This window comes from Oceanobacillus alkalisoli, from assembly GCF_022213125.1.
GTDB classification, from domain to species: Bacteria; Bacillota; Bacilli; order Bacillales; family Amphibacillaceae; genus Oceanobacillus; species Oceanobacillus alkalisoli.
In genome coordinates, this window is sequence record NZ_JAKNRA010000003.1 from 68,041 (window position 1) to 86,666 (window position 18,626).

The following is an 18,626-nucleotide window of genomic DNA, read 5'->3' on the forward strand; positions in this document are numbered from 1 at the left end:
TATGACTGCAAATTGTGATTCATTTGCAGTCATTCCATCTTCTGTTATTCCGCACCTCGATTTTTATCGAATTCCTTGTTACTACCTTTTTGAAGTTCCATATCTGATTCAGAACCACCCTCATCATTTTCAGTCGGCTCGTTATCTCTTATATGGTCCTCGTTAAAATAACGAAGCTCATCATGCACCACTGCAAAATCACTTAACTTCCTATCTTTCCCACTATAGAATTTGCCTTATTATTAAATATGAATAAACCGCAAATTCCTTTTATAGGAAAACAACCAAGGCTTATCATATACATTATCTAAGTGGTAATTTTTAACCATGTCATTCATCACAATACATTAGCCATTGAATAATAATATCATTTCAGTTATACTGATAAAGGATTTTACAAAATATAAAGAAACCCTCTGATACAGACACATTTAGATGTCTTATTAGAGGGTTTTATTTAGATTACACACATAGTTATAAAGGAGCACTTTTATGTTAAAATCACTTTTAAAAAAGAAAACAGCTAAAGATCCCATACCAATTGACCTATGGGAAGAGAAATTCACGTATATTAAAAAGAAATGGCAAGGGACACCTGCCAACATCCAAACTTACATATTTCCGAATATGAAGCGATTTAAAGCAGAATTCCCAAAAAGTACACCGAATAAAAATGATCTATTTATCGGAGTAATACATTGGCCCGCTAATAACTGTGATATTGTTGCTATCACAAAAGGGAATACTTGCTTAGAGTATCCGCTTATCAATCAATACTTTGAGGATTTAGACGATACGTTCCTCAACACTGTGGGAATACTACCTAGTAATGATAATACCTGTCAATACTGTAATGAATTCGCAACGTTTATAAATACAGAGGGAAGTTGTCAGGAGTGTAAATAAAGCGCTTAAAACTTTTACATAGATTGGTGGGTAGGGGCATTCGGCCAATGACTTTACCCGTCAATCTTATCATATAAGCAATCGAATGAATTTCATAATTACCAAAGTCGGCTTTTCCATCACCATATGTAGTTGGGAACGAACCAACTCAACTACATATGGTGATGGTGAAGCATTAAATACGTATTATGAAATTCATTAAATCATGTTTATTTTAAAATATCCATGATTGAATAGAAAAGAGTGACATAATGCAGCCAACAATACATCATTTCTTACCATTGATTGAAACATTACCCCTCGATAGACCGCTCACCAAGCAAGATTTATTAAAAGAACAGATTTTAATCGAAAGAGACGGGGATATTGAAATGTACTATGCCCCTCACAACGAATATATTAACCGTGAAGCCAAAGTAGTTATTATTGGAATTACCCCTGGTTGGAGACAAATGAAAATCGCTTATGAACAATTTATAAAGAGTTTTGCAGCTGACGACAAGTTAGAAACATGCCTGACAGAAACTAAAAAGGCAGCTGGATTTGCTGCTTCCATGAGGAAAAATCTTATCGATATGATCGATCAATGCGGTATTCCCAGCGTACTTGGTATAGCTCACTCAACCGACCTGTTCAGTAAAAACAGATATCTACTTCATACAACATCCGTTATAAAATATCCGGTATTTTTTAAAGGAAGTAACTATACTGGACATCAGCCGGCGATAAATCGTTCCAATTTGTTACATCATTACGCTTTCCTAGATTTTCCAAAAGAATTAGCGCAAATTAGGGAACCTGCATTAATCATTCCCCTTGGAAAAACGGTGGAACAGGTGGTACTTAAGCTAAAGGATGAACAACAATTATCACATCATACTTACTTAACGGGATTTCCCCATCCTTCTGGTGCTAATGGGCATCGTGTTATGTAATTTCAGCGGGAAAAATCACAACTACGTGAAAAAGTGAAAGAATGGGGAGAGGAATGGGAGTGGTGTTAGTGCCTGGCTTTACGACAAAATCAGTTTAATGCCTGTCACTTACCGAAATTTGTCGAAGGTTTAATATCCTTCGTGATTACTACACATTCTCGCATAGCCATCAATCCTAAAATAGTTGATATTCATAAACCAAATGTTATCATTCCTCTTATTCAATAGTTGATGTCAGGAATATTCTCCATCACGTTGTTCATTGTAAATGCAATACAGCTGATATGTGGGGATAGAACGGTCTCGTCATCTTGAAATAGATTAACAAGTTCGTAGCGGTCGTTTTTCAAAATATATTGCTCGAGCGTTTCCATCCGCGGGTCAACCATCCAGTATTCTGGTATGTTAAATTGTGCATAAGTTGCCAACTTGTCAATTTTGTCTCGTTTCACAGACGAGGGAGATATAACTTCAATGACAAGATCGGGAGGACCTTCTATACCATGTTGAGAGATAACTTCCATGCGATTTCGAGAAACCAGCACTATATCTGGCTGACGTACATCTTTTGGCGACAAGATGACATCAATGGGGGCGAAGAAAATGAGATAGTCGGTTTCACAAGTTAAAGATAATTGCTTAAATACTTCAGAACTAATCAGCTGATGAATCGTCGATGGCGCCGGACTCATCAACTCCAATTTCCCGTCTACCAACTCGTAACGCTTTTCATCATCTATCAAGGCGTAGTCATCATAGGTCAGATGGTCTTCTCTAACAATAGATTTGTCTTTATTCACTTTTTTATTGCTCATTGTATCGTCTCCCTTCATTTGTAGCTGCTCATCGTTTACCATTTATCTGAAATATGACGAGAAGATAGCGATTCAACAAACACAACTCAGGTTCCGAAGCCTGAACCGTCCTAATCTTACATGGCACGCACACTTACTATCCTCCTAATTCTAAAAGAAACCCTAGCATTAGCACGAAATGAAATTACTATTGATTTTTAGTCTTTCAGTTACGTTTCAACAACAATATCGCGACGGCAGTTTTTTCCTTCAATAAGACATGTGTAGGCTCCCTCCGACATCAGCTTAATGGTATGGAAATCAAGGTATTCATGCACTTCAGGGAAAAGGCTTCAAGAGATTCTTTTAAAAAATATGTGGAAGATTTGTTTGTAGAGTTGATCATGCTTCGTGCAGGGTTGTATTTGGGGATTTTCTTTAATAAGTACTGGCATAGCTGCCATCGCTTTACATCCTTTTAAAGGCTTGGTGTGTGAGCTAGGAAGTGTTTTGTGTTTGGTAGAAAGTTAATTTAAAACAATACCACCTTGTGTGAAAGCTGCTAAGCTATTTTTAGTGAATAATGGGAATGGTTAAAAGGAATTGCAAATAATCTAGCGGAAGAGATCTAATAATTTGTAGTATAATCCACAACTTCCCGAAATGCAAGTCCGAAATCTAAATAGTCTTTCATCTTACTTGCAGAATAAATAGTCTTATGCAGATCTGCTGCAGATGCATCTCTTATTTTGTTTTGTATTTATATTGTCTTGTATTGTTTAATTAAAGGGGGCGGATGGTGGTCCAGATAATGGCCCGCATGGCGGTTCGGGTAGTGGTCCATATCGTGGTTCATAGGATGGCTCCTAGGGTCGTTTGTTCGTTTACTTTTAACGAGTTGCTCCAGCTACCTGACACTTCAACAATATTCGAGAAGTGCCTAGCATGTTTGATGAATTAAAATCGTTCTTCTCAGCTGCTTTACTGATTGGTAAAAAAATATTAACAATCTTCATTATTGCTATTATAAGATTCACGTGCTATCCTTTAACTAATTCAGACTAATTATATAGGATTAATAAACTATATAATTAGAACAATTTTTTGAGGAGGAGAGCATCATGAATACTGTTCCATTAATTGTCACTACAGAATGGTTAGCTGAAAGACTGGATGATCCTAATTTAAGATTGTTAGATGCTACAACATTTTTAAAACAACCGGAAAATGGCGGTTATTATGATGTTTGGTCAGGTAAAGATGCATATGAAAAAGGCCATATTCCTGGTGCTGTTTACGCTGATCTACTTGAAGAGCTTTCCGATCCCGATTCAACATTCAAATTCACAGTTCCACCAAGGGAATTGTTTGTGGAAAAAATTAGCGATCTGGGCGTTGGTGATGGTACGTATGTTGTCGTATATGATCAGGGATTTGCAACAGTTGGAGCACCAATCATCGCTTCAGACTGGGCATCACGTCTCGCTTGGCAATTGAATTACGAAGGCTTTGACAATGTTGCAGTTCTTGATGGAGGATTTCCGAAATGGCAGGAAGAGGGGCGTCCGGTAACGACTGAGCCTGGAACCTATCCGAAGGCGACATTTACCGGGAAACGTCGGCCAGAACTGTTAGCAACAAAAGAAGACGTAAAAAATGCTATCAACGATGAGAATGTTATTCTTATTAATAGCTTAACAGAAGCTGATTTTAACGGAGAAACAGATACCTACACACGAAGCGGACATATTCCTAGCAGTGTAAATGTATTTTTCGGCAATTTCTCGAATCCTAACACGAAGGAACTTTATGATGATGAAGCATTACGAGAAGTCTTTGAAAAGGTGGGAGCGCTCGATCCAAATAAGAAGGTGATAACCTACTGCGGCAGCGGGATTGCTGCAACTTGGAATGCACTCCTCTTAAACAAATTGGGTCAACATAATGTCGCAATGTATGATGGCTCTATGACTGAATGGACAGCAGATTCATCGTTACCATTAGATAAAGCGGAGAAATAGGGTTTCTTTTGAAATTGGATTTAGACTAACGGATAGAGAGCCATAAGTGAGAATGTGCATTATGTCATTTAATCTTATGGCTTTTAAATTTTAGTGTTTGGAACTTGGACAATATTGATGTCACGCTTACTATGAAAAAAGTGGTAACTCACCAGCGAATTGATGAGTACCACTCTATTATCATATTTAAATCATTTACCATGTCCAACCATAGGCTTTAACATCAACTGTTTCTACTTTGTCAGCAATTTCCTGAGGTAAATCAGGGTAGGATAAATCAAATCCAGCTTCACTTCCAGGATTTAGCCCAACGTCAACACTACCTTTTAAAACTCCTAGCAATGATCCATCTTCTGCAAAAAGTGCCGCAGCTATTCTGATATCATCTTGTAATTCTTCTGTAGTGTTCGTCACTACACCGGTCACTGTATAAGGCTGTGAATACTCATCAGCACCAGTAGTACCATTTACACCGGATACTTCCATTAGATTAGGGCTGTTACTTGTCTCATCAAAAGAAAAATTGTAAGTAGTCTCTTTATACTCGGATGCATCCGTTGCCGTATCCAAAATTGTTGATTCACTTATATAAGCCTGTTCACCAGGCTCTACAACGCTCGGAACCGAGTAAATCATTGAGGCAGTTCCTAGAATGCCATCTTCTGTATCTTTAAAGTTCATCTGTGTTTCACCAATTTCAATCGGAACATCTCCTGTATTCTCAAAAACAGCAGAAGAATGAACCCAGATTGTGCCGATTGAATTCTCCCATGCTCCACCTGTTGAGTTTACGATTTCTAATTTTGGTTCTGCTTCTTGTTCTTGCGTTTGCTCATCATCTTGTTCTTCAGCTGCACTTGCCTCCGCTTCATCCGCAGTCGAATCATTTGTGTCGCCTGCGTGTCCACTTCCACCACAAGCAACTAGAAACAGCGCAAAAGAAATAATGAGAAAGAAAAGAATGCTAGATTTGAATTTCATAGTCATTTTGAATCACTACCTCCGATATAGTACTATTTCATTACATCGTAGCACATGAGGGTAATTATATCTAGTTATCTACTTAATTCCTATATATTACTTAGTGCACCGTTCATTTATTCCCAAAAAATAACGAGAGTAGTGCTAACTTTTAAGTGAAGTCATAATTGACTTTTTGGCTTTTTAATCTCTAACTATGAAACCTTTCAAATTCCGACTTAAATGCTCTTTTTCGGGAGTGTACCTTTTTATAATGCTCTATTATCCGCTCTCTTGCATTTAAATCCCCATTGGACTCCAAGGTTTCCCCCAAGGAGGCGATAAGTGCGGCTGCCTTATAATAGCTCTTACGGTAGCCTCCCCCAACAATAGCATCTGTCCTTCGTTCTATTATTTTTGTTAACCATTGAATATATTTTTCATATTGTTCAGCTGATAAATCAATTTTTTCTTTCCAAGTTAAAAACTGATTTTCAAGCAATTTGGAATCTGTATATCCTAATCTGTGTGCTAAACTATTGATAAGCTGTTGCCCAGCTTTTGTAATTTCTGACCTCTTATTTAACATTAAAATAAAAAGTGGCACAGCTATCCCTATGAAACTGTTCGTCCATCCTAATGCAGTTGTATCCTTTTTACAATGTTCATAGATAACATCAAATTCAGCATTAATAAAATCAATAACCTTTTTTTGTTCCTTTGAAAGGTTATTTGTTAATAACTGTCGATTTATCCGATTAAAATAATCCGTTTTTTGTTCGGGCAATGTTTTTGCGTGTTTTGCCGCTTTATTTGCTACTTCAAATCCATCTTCATTAAGTTGAAATAATCGGAAATAGTTACTTAAAGATGAATCCGAATAAAAGGCAGCCACATAGCATGTTTCTACAATATTATGATGTTCTAAACTATTTGCAGCTACAGCAGTCAAATCTGCAATCCTAGCTCGAATAATCAAGTTTTCAGGCAATTGGTGTAGTGCTTCAAGCCCGAGTTTTTCACACTCTATCATTTGATTTCGATTCACTAGATACTCACACGCATATTTATAAAGTATGGGATGGTTTCTCGATACGTCCTTAGCTGTTTCACATAGTCTGCGAATTCCTCCTTGATACATACATGCTTCGATTAATAGTTTCCCTGCCAAGTCTCCATTTTTATTCCCTAAAAAGACAATCCAGTCCTCCATAAATAAGTCTAGGTTCGGAAGTGCCTCTGGACCTACAGTAAATATTTCTTCCATACTTAGATTATTCGACAATTTCCATGTAAAATAATTAAATATTGCGGCAGGTCTCTTTTCTCTTTCCATAGCCTGATATTTTGCATAGATTGCATGTTGAGCAATATGATGTAAATCTAATTCTATGATATTCTCTTCTACAAGATCCTCCAATTCAAGTTCTTCCCACTCTTCTGTATCTCCATCATTTATTTGAAACACCATCATACAAAGCATTTCATAGAATTTAGAAGCTTGTATGTAATCTTTTTGATATAACAATTCCTCTGTTAGCTGGAAAGCCCTTAACAAATCATCTCCAATTCTAAACTCATCGAAATAATCGTATTTAAAATCTCTATCCCAATAGCTTTCACCATACACTTCATAGCTAGTGCATTCAAAATAAACTTTTCCACTCTCTATATCCTCACAGAGTGCTTCTATCCATTCCAAATCAGCGGTAATCAAATGTTGATCCGATTGATTCATTATAGGACTTAAAAATGCATTTCTTTTATCTTCCTTCGTGACTCTAGCTAGATTGAATATCCAATTGTCTTTTTCGGAGTCTGACATGCTCGTTAATTTTTTATTAATAATTTCCATAAACTCTTTATAATTCATTATTTATCACCTCGCGTTTTAATTTAATTGGGTGTGGAAAAGTGGTCAGACGTTTACCAATTTATTCACTCCTCTTCCAATCGTGGTAAAGCATTCAGCAAGTCTCTATGTAATTTATAAATTTGTCGAAGTCAATGATTAGTTGTATCGGAATTTTTTTAATATCTTGTGTTACTTTTTGAATTTTTGCTCCCGTTTGCAAATTTTCGGTTGACTTATAACCTAGTAAAAGACAATGATAAATGGTAACATTATACCATATTGTATTTTAATTTTACATGAAAGGGGGAAATCCATTGAGTCAGGATAAATTAAACCAAAAGGCTCTAGATGAAATTATCGAAAATTTCAAGGATTTTTTCAAGAAAGAAATAGCTCAAAATCATGTTAATAATACAGTGAAATTAGTTAGATTAAAGGCATTCAATCTGAATCCATTCCTTGATAAATATAAAGCAAGATTTTTAACCGGGCAGGATGATGCCAAGAGTATTGCAAAAGCGTTAGTATATGCTAGAACTCTCGGACCTTCAATTAATACTATATTTGGAAACCAGTTGCAAAAATATTGTAGTCAAATATTGAAAGGCTTTGGTTCTACTACACAAGGTATTGATATTGAATTTATTGATATGGTAGACGGAAGAAAAAAATACTGCCAAATTAAAGCCGGGCCAAATACAATAAACAGGGATGACGTCACTACCATTAAAAATCACTTTGACAGTGTGAGAAACTTAGCCCGAACAAATAATCTCGATATTGGCTTAAATGATTTAATAGTGGGAGTATTTTATGGTACACCTGATCAATTAAGTAACCATTATAAAAATATAGATAAGGACTACCCCGTTATCATAGGTAAAGACTTTTGGCATCGACTAACTGGACACGCTAACTTTTATGATGTGCTGGGTGAGGTAATGGGGGAAATAGCTTTAGAATATGATGGTACAGAACTTTTAGAAGAAGTCATTGGACAATTAGCTAAAGAAATAGAAACAGCTCTTCAAAGTCAAAAAAATGTATCAGAAGAAAACCAAAAGCAACTTAATAAAGAATCGAAAGGAAAAATAAGAGAATTACGAGAAAAATATGAAGTAAAATAAATGAGGATGCGATTAATTGCATCCTCACTTTTCTAATTAAATTGATTTAAAGTGTTGATAATTGATAATCCGATTGCTTTCGCCATGTTAACAGGAACAGCATTTCCTATTTGTTTATAGGCATTATTTATAGAACAATCAAACTCCCAACTATCAGGGAAGCTTTGTATCCTTGCATATTCCCTAACGGTGAAAGGTCGGGTTTCATCTGGGTGACATCTTTCCGTTTGTTTTTGGGCAGGTGAGGTAGTTAAAGTCAATGATGGTTCATCCCAAGATAACCTCCGAGCCATGCCTGTTCTCCCACCACCAGAGTAATAGCTTTTTCCCATATAATCTTTCGCTATTTCTTCAGGAAGATCTCTCCAATATCCTCCTGGAGGTACAAGATCAAGAACTTTCTTTTTAGATTCGGGATAATTTGCTCCATCAGATGCGGGGACATCTTTAAGTACATCCTTTAAAGTTAGTTCATAACCATAAGGTTTAGGGAACTTAAAATTTATATCGATATAATTATTTATTAAATCATTTCTAACACCAACAATAACAATTCTTTCCCTTTTTTGAGCTACATCATAATCTAATGCCTTAAGAACTTTCCATTTCACTTTGTAACCGATACTGGAAAAAACATTTAGCATTGTTTCTAGCGTTCTCCCATGATCATGATTGACAAGGCCCCTAACATTCTCAGCTAAAAACATTTTAGGTTTTAATTGATCTAAGATCTTACCAAAGTGATAAAATAATGTACCTCGGGCATCCTGCAAACCTTCTTTTTTGCCAGCATAACTAAATGCTTGGCAAGGATATCCCCCAGATAAGAGATCCAATTCGCCTACCGCAATTTCATCAATATAGTTTTCTATGCCGACCTCCGTTACTTTCTCAATATCTTCTTCAATTACATTCCAATGAGGTTTGTTTTTTCTTAAGGTATTACAAGCATGCTTGTCAAATTCAATATTTCCAATAGACTCAAAACCAGCTTGTTCTAGACCAAGTGCCAGACCACCAGCGCCAGCGAATAATTCTAATACCTTATATTCCTTTTTAGGTTTTATTCCTCTTACCTCAACAAAATTATTATCATCTGTTTCTTTCACTATTTTTTGCGAGGTCTTTTTATTATCCTCTATCTCTTCTAGATCAAAGCCAAAGCTCATTTGTTCGGAGATTTCATCAAGCTCTACATCAAGGGTTTCACATAACTTTATAACATTAGATTTGATAGGACTGTAGTTAGGGGAAAGTATCATGGATAATTGATTTTTACTTACTCCTAACTGTTCAGCTAATTCTGTTTGTGTTTGTATTCCGCGTTTTTCCATATGAGCTCTTACTCTTTCTTTACTTAATGTATACAACTCTACCCTTCCCTTCATAAGTTAAATATAAATTTAACTATTGCACAGGTTATTATATTATGAATAGACATTGATAGTCAACAAATTAAAATCATATCTTTTTACTGTATCATACTATTATATTAGATTCGAGAAGTGACGGTCACGTGAATTAGCCTGTACCTATCAAAACTCATTTCACCTATTCACCCGCCTCCCCAATCAAAATACCCGCTCTCTCCAACTCCCGACAAACCTCCTCAATCTTTTCCAAAGAATCTGCCTCCAATGTATGCAAATGCAATCCATTCGTAAGAGATGACAAATGCGCAACATTCGGCACCCGCAAATTCTGATAGAAGAGATCAACTTCCTTTCGATTACTCACGCGAATCGAAGCCGTAATATCCCCATAAACCGGATGATCCACACTCACATCCCTCACCGTCACCCCATGGTCGACCATAATATACAATTCCGCTAACGTCTGTTCCGGTGTATGATTCACAACAATTGTCTTTCGTACCATATTATCTTCCGCTTGATCACTTATATAAATATAACCTTGACTCGTTGCGACAACTGGTTCATTTTTTGCTTTTAAAATCGACACATCTTGCACAATCACTTGTCTTGATACATTCGATTTTTCCGCAAATACAGAAGCGGTAATTGGCTCTTTTGACTTTTTGAGCTCCCTTATAATCAGCTTCTGACGCTCACTGGATGACATTTTTTCTTTACCTTGCATGTGCTTTATCCCCTTATTTGTATAGATTTTTATAATAAGTGCTTGATATTATATTAATTTTATGTAAATATAGATGTCATGACACCCACCCTAGATTATCTCATCCAGCTTATTTTTATGCAATACATGTGAAGTAATTAACAATCAAACTCTTAATAAATATGAAAATGGAGCGTACATACAATGAATCAAATCAAACTACGAAAAATGTTAGAAGACTTTTTTCTAGAAGATATTGGAGATAAGGACCTGACAAGTCATGCGATCTTCCCAGCGAAGCAAAATGGAAGCGGTATTTTTATAGCGAAGGAATCTGGAGTTATTGCAGGCCTAGACATTATTCAACAAGCTTATCATTTACTAGATTCAAAGTTAGAAGTCTCTCTTTACTATACGGACGGAGACTATGTGCAAAGGGGCGAGAAAATTGCGGAAGTCCGCGGTTCAGTTCGGAATATCTTAACTGGGGAACGGGTTATTTTAAATCTACTCCAGCGCATGAGTGGGATTGCGACCTTGACGAATCAATGTGTAGGAACGTTGAATGACTCTTCCATTCAAATTTGTGATACAAGAAAAACGACACCGGGCTTACGTATGTTCGAGAAATATGCAGTGACGGTCGGTGGTGGTAAGAATCATCGGAACGGATTATATGATGGTGTAATGATTAAAGATAACCATATTTCCTATGCAGGGTCGATTACAAAAGCTGTCGAAAAAGCCCGAGAAGCACTTGGACATATGGTGAAGATTGAAGTCGAAACAGAAAGTAAAGCAGGGGTAATCGAAGCTGTGGAAGCAAAAGCTGATGTGATCATGTTTGATAACCGGACTCCGGAAGAAGTGAAGGAATTTGCGAAGCTCGTGCCGCCCCCGATTATCACGGAAGCGTCTGGTGGAATCAACCTTGAAACCCTAGCAACATATGCAGGAACAGGTGTGCACTATATTTCACTAGGTGCGTTAACCCACTCGGTGAAAGCATTGGATATTAGTTTGCTTGTAAAAGAAGAACAGGAAAATAACTAAGGTTCCGGCAAGGAGATGCAAGATGAGAAACGTTTGGAAACTGTCGATAATCTTACTTAGCTTCACATTATTAGTCGCATGTGGAAGCGAAACAAATTCTGAACCAGCCGATGGGCAAAATACGCAGCTTTCAACAACAATCAAAGGCGGACGAACTGGTGGTGCTTGGGCGGTGTTTACGGAAGGGATTGCGGAGTCGATTCGCCGGGAGAATGGTGGATCATTTATAACGGTCGAGCCTGGAAGCATTATTGAGAATCCATTAATGGTTGGAACAGGAAAAGTTCCCTATGGCCTGTCCTATTCGATGACAGCTTATGCTGCTTATAGAGGACTAGAACCGTACAACCAAGCCTTTAAAGATATCCGTGCCGTCAGTGTCGTTGTCCCCGCAAACTATTATCAGCTTTTTACTAGAGAAGAGCTTGGGGTCACCTCGATTGCGGACTTATTAGAAAGTAATGATCCACTCCGCATATCAGTGAACCAACAAGGTTCAGCAGGCGAAGTTATTACCCGGGAAATTTTAAAATTTTATGGGGTGAGCTATGAAGAGATCATTTCTGAAGGTGGTTCAGTTGATTTCCTCTCTGGTTCGATGGCTTTTGAACTCATGGCTGACGGTAGGCTTGATGCTGCGGGGAATGCTGAATCCGCTCCTTCCAGTAACATTATCGAAGCAGCAACTACGACAAATTTGAATATGATTTCCTTTGAAAAAGAAGTGATCCAGACTATTGCCAAAAACCTAGGAATGGAGCCGAACATCATTCCAGCTGGAACCTATGATTTTCTCGCAGAAGACGTTCATACGGTGAGCACACCGGCAATTCTCATGGTTCATAAAGATGTCTCTGATGAAGAAGTCTATGCTGTCACAAATAGTATTTATAATAATTTGAATTATTTAGATACCGTTCATGAAGAATTTAAAGCATTAACGAAAAGAAATATGAGCAATGTTGGAGAACTCCCCCTGCATCCGGGAGCGGAGAAGTTTTTTAAAGAAAAAGGGCTGCTTGAAAAATAATCCAAAGGTGGACGGAGCTTAGCCTCCGATAAAGGAGTTTGTTCAATGGTGAACCTAAAAACACGTATAACCGGCTGGTTCGGGTATGGGTACCGTCGCCAGCTGTCATCCTATCATTTACATATCTTTAGACTGCTTGCTTGTATTCTAGCAGTCTATCAAATCTGGTCGGTCATTTGGGGGAAATTAGATCCGCTGAATCAAATGGCATTGCATTTATCCGGTATTCTTGCAATCGCCTTTTTGCTGTATGGTTATTCCAGGAAAGCCCACGCAGGTAAAACAACGGAAAATCCGACTTGGATCGATTATACAGCGGTACTCCTCGTCATTCTAGCTGGCATTTATTTTTCGCTGCATGCGGAGCGCATAGCGATAAGAATTCCAATTATGGACCCGCTCACGACTCTCGATTTATTTTTCGGGCTTGTGTTTATCTTGTTAGCAATTGAAGCCGCACGCCGCACGATGGGTTTTCCAATTATTGCGATTCTGCTCGTTGGTTTTTGTTATATTTTCTTCGGGCATTATTTGCCGGGAATCTGGCAACACCGGGAGTTTTCTTTTATAGAGGTCATTCATGAGCTCGCCTTCAGTTATAACGGATTATGGGGTTCTCCGATTTCAGTAGCGGCAACTTTCGTGTTTATGTTCCTCTTGTTTGGCGCATTTTTAAAGCAAGCTGGGACAGGTGAATTTTTCTTTCAATTATCGACTGCGATTGCTGGGAGAACACGAGGCGGAGCTGCCAAAGTAGCTGTATTAACGAGCGCCTTTTTCGGTTCAATTTCCGGAAGTCCAACTGCGAATGTCGTTGCAACAGGATCCTTTACGATTCCAGTGAGTAAAAAAAATGGCTATAAACCATCTGTTGCTGCAGGAATTGAAGCTGTAGCGTCAACTGGCGGAAGCATTCTGCCTCCGATTATGGGTTCGTCTGCCTTCTTAATGGCCGCGGTAACCCAAATCCCATATGGAATGATTGCCCTTGCTGCTACGATTCCAGCTATTCTCTATTATGTTTCCTTGCTGTTGATGGTTCATTTAGAGGCAGTGCGTTCTGATATACCTCGGCCGAAAGCAGAGAATATACCAGACATTAAAAAGGTGTTAAAGGAAGGATGGTTCCATTTCATCCCTTTCATTGTGCTTATGTATTTTCTTATTCAAGGTTACAGTGCATCGCGAACAGGGTTTTACGCCATTATTGCCATTATCGTCGTAAGCTGGTTTCGCAGGGAAACTCGTATTGGAGTTAAAGCGACATTTCAAGCGCTGGTGGACGGGGCAAGATCATCCATTCCTGTTACGGCGGCTTGTGCTGTTGCAGGCTTGATCATTACAGCCATCATGTCTACAGGGCTCGGAGGAAAATTAACGAGTATCGTGCTTGGCTTAACGGGCGGACTTTTTATCCCTACATTGCTGCTTGTAATGGTCATTTGTATTGTATTAGGAATGGGCATGCCAGTAGCTGCTGCGTATATTTTAACTGCGATGCTTGCTGCCCCTACATTAATTGAATTAGGTATTCAGCCAATGGCAGCACATTTATTTATCGTTTATTTCTCCATTTTTTCAGCAATCACACCACCTGTTGCCGTAGCAGCGTATGCAGCTGCTGGAATTGCCGACGAAAATCCGAACCGAGTGGGCTTAGAGGCAGTGAAATTCGGAATCGTTGGGTTCTTTATTCCATTTATGTTCGTGTTGGAACCGGCATTATTGCTGGAGGGTTCAATTGGAGAAATCGTGCTAGCTGTTCTTACTGCTTTACTAGGTATTACTGCACTTACTGGAGCGATGATTGGCTGGCTTGTAACGAATGCGACCGCGCTCGACCGGTTACTTTTACTTGGTAGTGGCTGTTTATTCATCTTCCCGGGTGTCATCTGGAATATAGCTGGCCTTGCACTCGTTCTCGTTGTTTTCTTCATGCAAAAAGGGTCAAGAGAGCAAATTTCACCGATTCATTCGATAAGAGAAGCGGAGTAAATGGCCGCTTCTCTTATTTGGTTGTTGCATTTAGTTGCAACAGGGATTTGTCAGTTAACGATTGATCAGTATGCCTGAGTCGGGCTTTAAGCAATTTTGTCAGTGACTAATTTAACAAAAAGCAACCGGGTCGGGTGGTGAGTGGCACCATTAACGACCAAATAAGCAAAAAAACGCCCCACACCAGCGTGGAGCAACCTTTGGACGCCCGCTTACCCACAAATCACCGCTTGCTTCAAAACTTCCTTCTCCAATAAAGCAACCCCAACCTCAATATCTTCTTCCTCTGTAAATTCATCAGGATGATGACTCAATCCATCGACAGAAGGAACGAACACCAGGGTAGTCGGCCAGCTGGAAGCGGTGTTCATCGCATCATGACCTGCACCACTTGCCATGAACATATAAGAAACTCCGGCCTCTTCACATGTCGCCGCAAACGCCTGCGCTAATTCCTCATCCATCATGACCGGGTCATCATTTTGGATGACTTCCATTGAAATGGGTGTCGCACGCTTCCTCTCGATTTGCTCCGCTTTTTCCTTTATCCGTTCAAGCACCCGTTCACGGGAATCGACATATATACTGCGGATATCCACCTTGATTGATGCACTCCCGGGCACAACGTTCATGGCCCTTGGCGTTATATCCAGTACACCGACCGTTGCAACTGTTTCATGTTCATCTTCAAAAAGACCTGCTTCTTCAACAGCAAGCGCTAACTCAGCTGCAGCAAGCAATGCATCTCGTCGATTCTTCATCCCAGTCGTTCCAGAGTGGGAACTCTTTCCGGAAATATGAATTGCCAATCGAAGCGGTGCCGCAATTCCTGTCACAATACCGATTTGTTTATTCTCCTGGATCAACTTTGGCCCTTGTTCAATATGCAATTCATAAAATGCTTTTACACGTCTATCACTTTGGTCTGCCTGTGGGAACTGATCCAACTCAAGTCCCTGTTCCTTTACCGCATCCCTTAGCGATATTCCATTTCTATCCTTCAATGTTTCCAATGTCGCAAGGTTCACCTTATTCATCATCACCTTACTACCAAGCGTCGCAAAGTTAAAACGTGACGATTCCTCACAAGTAAAACCGATTAATTCAATCGGATGCTGCGTCTGGGTTCCTGCTTCTTTTATCGAGCGGATAATTTCAAATCCAGCTACAACACCAAGCAGACCATCATACTTCCCACCTTGATAAATCGTATCTAAATGAGACCCAATAATGACAGGGGGAAGCGAGTCGTCTGCACCAGGCAGGCGGACGATAACATTCCCCGCTGCATCAATTTCTGTTCCAAGCCCAAGCAAGGTCCCTTCCCTCATCAAATATTGCTTTGCGAGATATTCTTCGGATGTATAGGCGATCCGCTCAATCCCTCTATCCGCCTCACCTAATTCATTCAATCTATCTAACGTTTTCATTAAGCGCTCGATTTTCATATGGTCCATCCCCATTACTTTAGCATTATGTATAGTTATAACTTACCGTATATTCCGTAATAACTCCAGACATTTTAAGATCTTAGCGTACATGCAAAAAGGGTCAAGGGAACAAGTCCCTTGACCGCATCAATATCACAAGCTTAATTGTTTCCTCTTACTTCCCATGCAGCTTCCAGTGCAGTTCCCGTACTTGTTCCGCAAGTTCCGGAACTGGTCCATCAACTACTGCGTCCCGAATCACGTCTTGGATTGGCAGACTTCGAACAGGCGACGGAGCAACTCCCAGCTCACTCATCCACTCGGCAAGCTGCTCCGACGAACTTGCGTACACAATCCGGCCTAAACCAACCCAGCCATGAGCCGCTGAACACATCGGACAATGTTCACCTGAAGTATAAACAGTCGCCTCTCTTCTATCTTCCGGCTTCATGTTCCCCGCTGCCCAGCGCGCGATAGCGAATTCCGGATGTTGCGTATGATCTCCGCCCGCAACATGATTATGGTCTTCAAATAGTACCTCTCCATCCGCTGAGACAAGGACAGAACCGAATGGCTCATCACCTTTCTCGAGAGCGGACTTTGCCAGTTCCACACAACAGCGTAAATGTTTTCTATCTGTCTCTGTTATCATATTGTAATCCTCCTTCATTCATGTACCCATATTCTATCGATGTACCCATTCACTTTACAAGCTTTCCGATTCCTTGAGGGCAACCTCTTTCAGGTCCCCCTGTAGTCTCAGAAGGTAAAATATTCCAGCAATAATCAGGATACCACCGACAGCTTCCACAGGTGTAAGCATCTCATTTAAGAGGAAGATCGCTAAAACAGAAGCTCCAATTGGTTCTCCCAACGTAGCCATGGATACCGTTGTTGTATTGACATAGTTTAATAGCATATTGAAAATGATATGTGCTCCTGTTGGAAAAAATGGCGAGCATAATGAATACGATCCAATCATTTGCACTATAACCAGTAAACGGTATCCCGCCAATTAAATTAAAGATTGCAACCGCTACCCCAGCCATAAAGAACACTAAAAAGCTGTATACCCAATGATTAATCGATTTTACATTCCGTTGACCGATCATTAAATATAGAACAACAGATACGACGGCACAGAAAGATAAAATATTTCTAAAGAAGGCGCCACTACCGCCCCCTAAATTACCTCCTCCAACAATGACAACACCAATAAAAGCAACACCCATCGCAAACACAGTACGGATATCTACCTTTTCTTTAAAGAAGAGGAGTCCTAGAGCTAAGGCAATTGCGGGCTGTAATGCTAGAATTAGAGTAGAACTTGTCACGGTTGTATGATTTAAGGATTTAAACCACAATCCAAAATACCCAGCTAAAAAGATACCAGCAAATACAATCGCTACCCATTCTCTAACTCGTATCCTAAGAAATGCTTTCCGATGTTTAATAACCATAGGAAGAATGATTAAACATGCTAAAAACATCCGATACATGACCATCACCGTCGAGGGTGCATTCGATAATTTCACAAATATTGCAGATAAGGAGATGCAGATAATTGTAATGACTAATAGAATGTTAATCGTTCTCTGCTTCAATCGTTTCCCTCCCAAAATACGTTCTATATTTTCTAAACAACCAATAAAATCAGGCAGTGTTTAGTTGACTCACCTGATTTTACTTAGCAACGATATTCATTTAACCATCCTAATAAGAAAATGTCACATAATTTTCTTTCAGTATCTTTTGTAATTTATTCAGCTTTTCAATCGAGTCACCGGAAAAACGTTTCCCAAATTCAATTACCATTGCTTCCATTAGAGCTATCGTCGGGATAATCGAGAACACGTCGTCACTTGCTTCGATTTTCAGGACTGTTGTTGCATACTTCATAATCGGACAAGAAATATGATCAGTGATTAAGATAATTGGGATATCCAGTTCATGCGCTACTTTAGCGGCCCGGATAATTCGCTCGGTATATGGTTCTAAGGAAAAAACTAATAAAACCTCCTCATTTTCTATTTGCATCACCTTATCTAACACTACTTCAGAATCGTGACTTAACTGCCTTACCTTTGGATAAAACTCTCCAATTAGCTGTTCAAAATAAAGCGCGACCGGCTTATAAGGCCTCATACCAAAGATATTGATAGATTTAGCTTGAACAAGCATATCAATTGATTTATCAAAATTCCCTAGCAAATAACTTTTTGCAAAAAAATAAAGAGGCAAATTTGTTTATGCCTCTCTGTTCCATCTTATTCAAGTTTTCTTAAATCAAAGATCTCAAACGTCCATTTCATCCCAGCGCAATTAATCTTTCTTCAGGTTCTGCAATTAATTTACCTGTCATGCCAGAAACAATTGCTTTAACATTTAAAGTCCCAGAATACCTAAACGATAATTAATTCTCATGCCATATCATTTCAAGC

The 18,626-nt window shown here is 39.0% G+C and carries 18 protein-coding genes; 7 read left to right on the forward strand and 11 right to left on the reverse strand.

The window, feature by feature from the left end; translation table 11 throughout:
• Nucleotides 1-44 precede the first annotated feature (44 nt).
• A complete protein-coding gene (locus tag L3V42_RS06280; RefSeq protein WP_235763308.1) occupies nucleotides 45-191 on the reverse strand; it encodes a hypothetical protein in 147 nt (48 codons plus the stop codon).
• A 301-nt stretch (nucleotides 192-492) separates the two neighbouring features.
• On the opposite strand from L3V42_RS06280, the gene L3V42_RS06285 reads away from it, so the two are divergent.
• Together L3V42_RS06285 and L3V42_RS06290 are read left to right on the forward strand one after the other, a co-directional pair.
• Nucleotides 493-906, forward strand: coding sequence for a hypothetical protein (locus L3V42_RS06285; protein WP_238471565.1), 414 nt, complete (start codon nucleotides 493-495; stop codon nucleotides 904-906).
• 251 nt (nucleotides 907-1,157) lie between these two features.
• Nucleotides 1,158-1,841, forward strand: coding sequence for a uracil-DNA glycosylase family protein (locus tag L3V42_RS06290; RefSeq protein ID WP_238471566.1), 684 nt, complete (start codon nucleotides 1,158-1,160; stop codon nucleotides 1,839-1,841).
• A 221-nt stretch (nucleotides 1,842-2,062) separates the two neighbouring features.
• On the opposite strand, the gene L3V42_RS06295 is transcribed toward L3V42_RS06290, so the two are convergent.
• Complete coding sequence (locus tag L3V42_RS06295) at nucleotides 2,063-2,656, reverse strand: Uma2 family endonuclease (protein ID WP_238471567.1); 594 nt, start codon at nucleotides 2,654-2,656, stop codon at nucleotides 2,063-2,065.
• A gap of 1,100 nt (nucleotides 2,657-3,756) precedes the next feature.
• Between L3V42_RS06295 and L3V42_RS06300 the strand changes: the two genes are divergently transcribed.
• Nucleotides 3,757-4,656 carry a sulfurtransferase gene (locus L3V42_RS06300; protein WP_238471568.1) on the forward strand — a complete coding sequence of 300 codons (900 nt, stop codon included), beginning with the start codon at nucleotides 3,757-3,759 and terminating at the stop codon, nucleotides 4,654-4,656.
• A gap of 195 nt (nucleotides 4,657-4,851) precedes the next feature.
• Here the strand turns inward: L3V42_RS06300 and L3V42_RS06305 are convergent, their stop codons facing one another.
• Nucleotides 4,852-5,643 (reverse strand): FxLYD domain-containing protein, encoded by a 792-nt coding sequence (locus L3V42_RS06305; protein ID WP_238471569.1) that lies wholly within the window; start codon nucleotides 5,641-5,643, stop codon nucleotides 4,852-4,854.
• Between the two features lie 184 nt (nucleotides 5,644-5,827).
• Nucleotides 5,828-7,471, reverse strand: a complete 1,644-nt coding sequence (locus tag L3V42_RS06310; protein ID WP_238471570.1) for a hypothetical protein — start codon at nucleotides 7,469-7,471, stop codon at nucleotides 5,828-5,830.
• A gap of 314 nt (nucleotides 7,472-7,785) precedes the next feature.
• On the opposite strand from L3V42_RS06310, the gene L3V42_RS06315 reads away from it, so the two are divergent.
• Nucleotides 7,786-8,598 (forward strand): PmeII family type II restriction endonuclease, encoded by an 813-nt coding sequence (locus L3V42_RS06315; protein WP_238471571.1) that lies wholly within the window; start codon nucleotides 7,786-7,788, stop codon nucleotides 8,596-8,598.
• A gap of 32 nt (nucleotides 8,599-8,630) precedes the next feature.
• On the opposite strand, the gene dcm is transcribed toward L3V42_RS06315, so the two are convergent.
• Both dcm and L3V42_RS06325 read right to left on the reverse strand, forming a co-directional pair.
• Nucleotides 8,631-9,968 (reverse strand): DNA (cytosine-5-)-methyltransferase, encoded by a 1,338-nt coding sequence (dcm, locus tag L3V42_RS06320; RefSeq protein WP_238471572.1) that lies wholly within the window; start codon nucleotides 9,966-9,968, stop codon nucleotides 8,631-8,633.
• Nucleotides 9,969-10,149: 181 nt separating this feature from the next.
• Nucleotides 10,150-10,698 carry a transcription repressor NadR gene (locus L3V42_RS06325; protein ID WP_238471573.1) on the reverse strand — a complete coding sequence of 183 codons (549 nt, stop codon included), beginning with the start codon at nucleotides 10,696-10,698 and terminating at the stop codon, nucleotides 10,150-10,152.
• A gap of 183 nt (nucleotides 10,699-10,881) precedes the next feature.
• On the opposite strand from L3V42_RS06325, the gene nadC reads away from it, so the two are divergent.
• Genes nadC through L3V42_RS06340 form a run of 3 tightly spaced genes read left to right on the forward strand, consistent with a single transcriptional unit; the run spans nucleotide 10,882 to nucleotide 14,755 of the window.
• Nucleotides 10,882-11,730: a carboxylating nicotinate-nucleotide diphosphorylase gene (gene nadC, locus L3V42_RS06330; RefSeq protein WP_238471574.1), complete on the forward strand. Its 849-nt coding sequence runs from the start codon at nucleotides 10,882-10,884 to the stop codon at nucleotides 11,728-11,730.
• Nucleotides 11,731-11,752: 22 nt separating this feature from the next.
• Nucleotides 11,753-12,760, forward strand: a complete 1,008-nt coding sequence (locus tag L3V42_RS06335; protein ID WP_235763304.1) for a TAXI family TRAP transporter solute-binding subunit — start codon at nucleotides 11,753-11,755, stop codon at nucleotides 12,758-12,760.
• 45 nt (nucleotides 12,761-12,805) lie between these two features.
• A complete protein-coding gene (locus tag L3V42_RS06340) occupies nucleotides 12,806-14,755 on the forward strand; it encodes a TRAP transporter permease (protein WP_238471575.1) in 1,950 nt (649 codons plus the stop codon).
• 212 nt (nucleotides 14,756-14,967) lie between these two features.
• Here L3V42_RS06340 and L3V42_RS06345 read toward each other — a convergent pair whose 3' ends face one another.
• The 5 genes from L3V42_RS06345 to L3V42_RS06360 all read right to left on the reverse strand — a co-directional run bounded on the left by L3V42_RS06345 (nucleotide 14,968) and on the right by L3V42_RS06360 (nucleotide 18,426).
• Nucleotides 14,968-16,203, reverse strand: a complete 1,236-nt coding sequence (locus tag L3V42_RS06345) for a Zn-dependent hydrolase (RefSeq protein WP_238471576.1) — start codon at nucleotides 16,201-16,203, stop codon at nucleotides 14,968-14,970.
• 157 nt (nucleotides 16,204-16,360) lie between these two features.
• Entirely contained in the window at nucleotides 16,361-16,837 is a 477-nt protein-coding gene (locus L3V42_RS06350) for a nucleoside deaminase (RefSeq protein WP_238471577.1), read from the reverse strand.
• Between the two features lie 54 nt (nucleotides 16,838-16,891).
• Nucleotides 16,892-17,104, reverse strand: a complete 213-nt coding sequence (locus L3V42_RS18485; RefSeq protein WP_369412847.1) for an EamA family transporter — start codon at nucleotides 17,102-17,104, stop codon at nucleotides 16,892-16,894.
• Complete coding sequence (locus tag L3V42_RS06355) at nucleotides 17,010-17,789, reverse strand: DMT family transporter (protein WP_238471578.1); 780 nt, start codon at nucleotides 17,787-17,789, stop codon at nucleotides 17,010-17,012. Before L3V42_RS06355 ends, L3V42_RS18485 begins: the two co-directional genes overlap by 95 nt.
• A gap of 109 nt (nucleotides 17,790-17,898) precedes the next feature.
• Complete coding sequence (locus L3V42_RS06360) at nucleotides 17,899-18,426, reverse strand: MurR/RpiR family transcriptional regulator (RefSeq protein ID WP_238471579.1); 528 nt, start codon at nucleotides 18,424-18,426, stop codon at nucleotides 17,899-17,901.
• Nucleotides 18,427-18,626 lie beyond the last annotated feature (200 nt).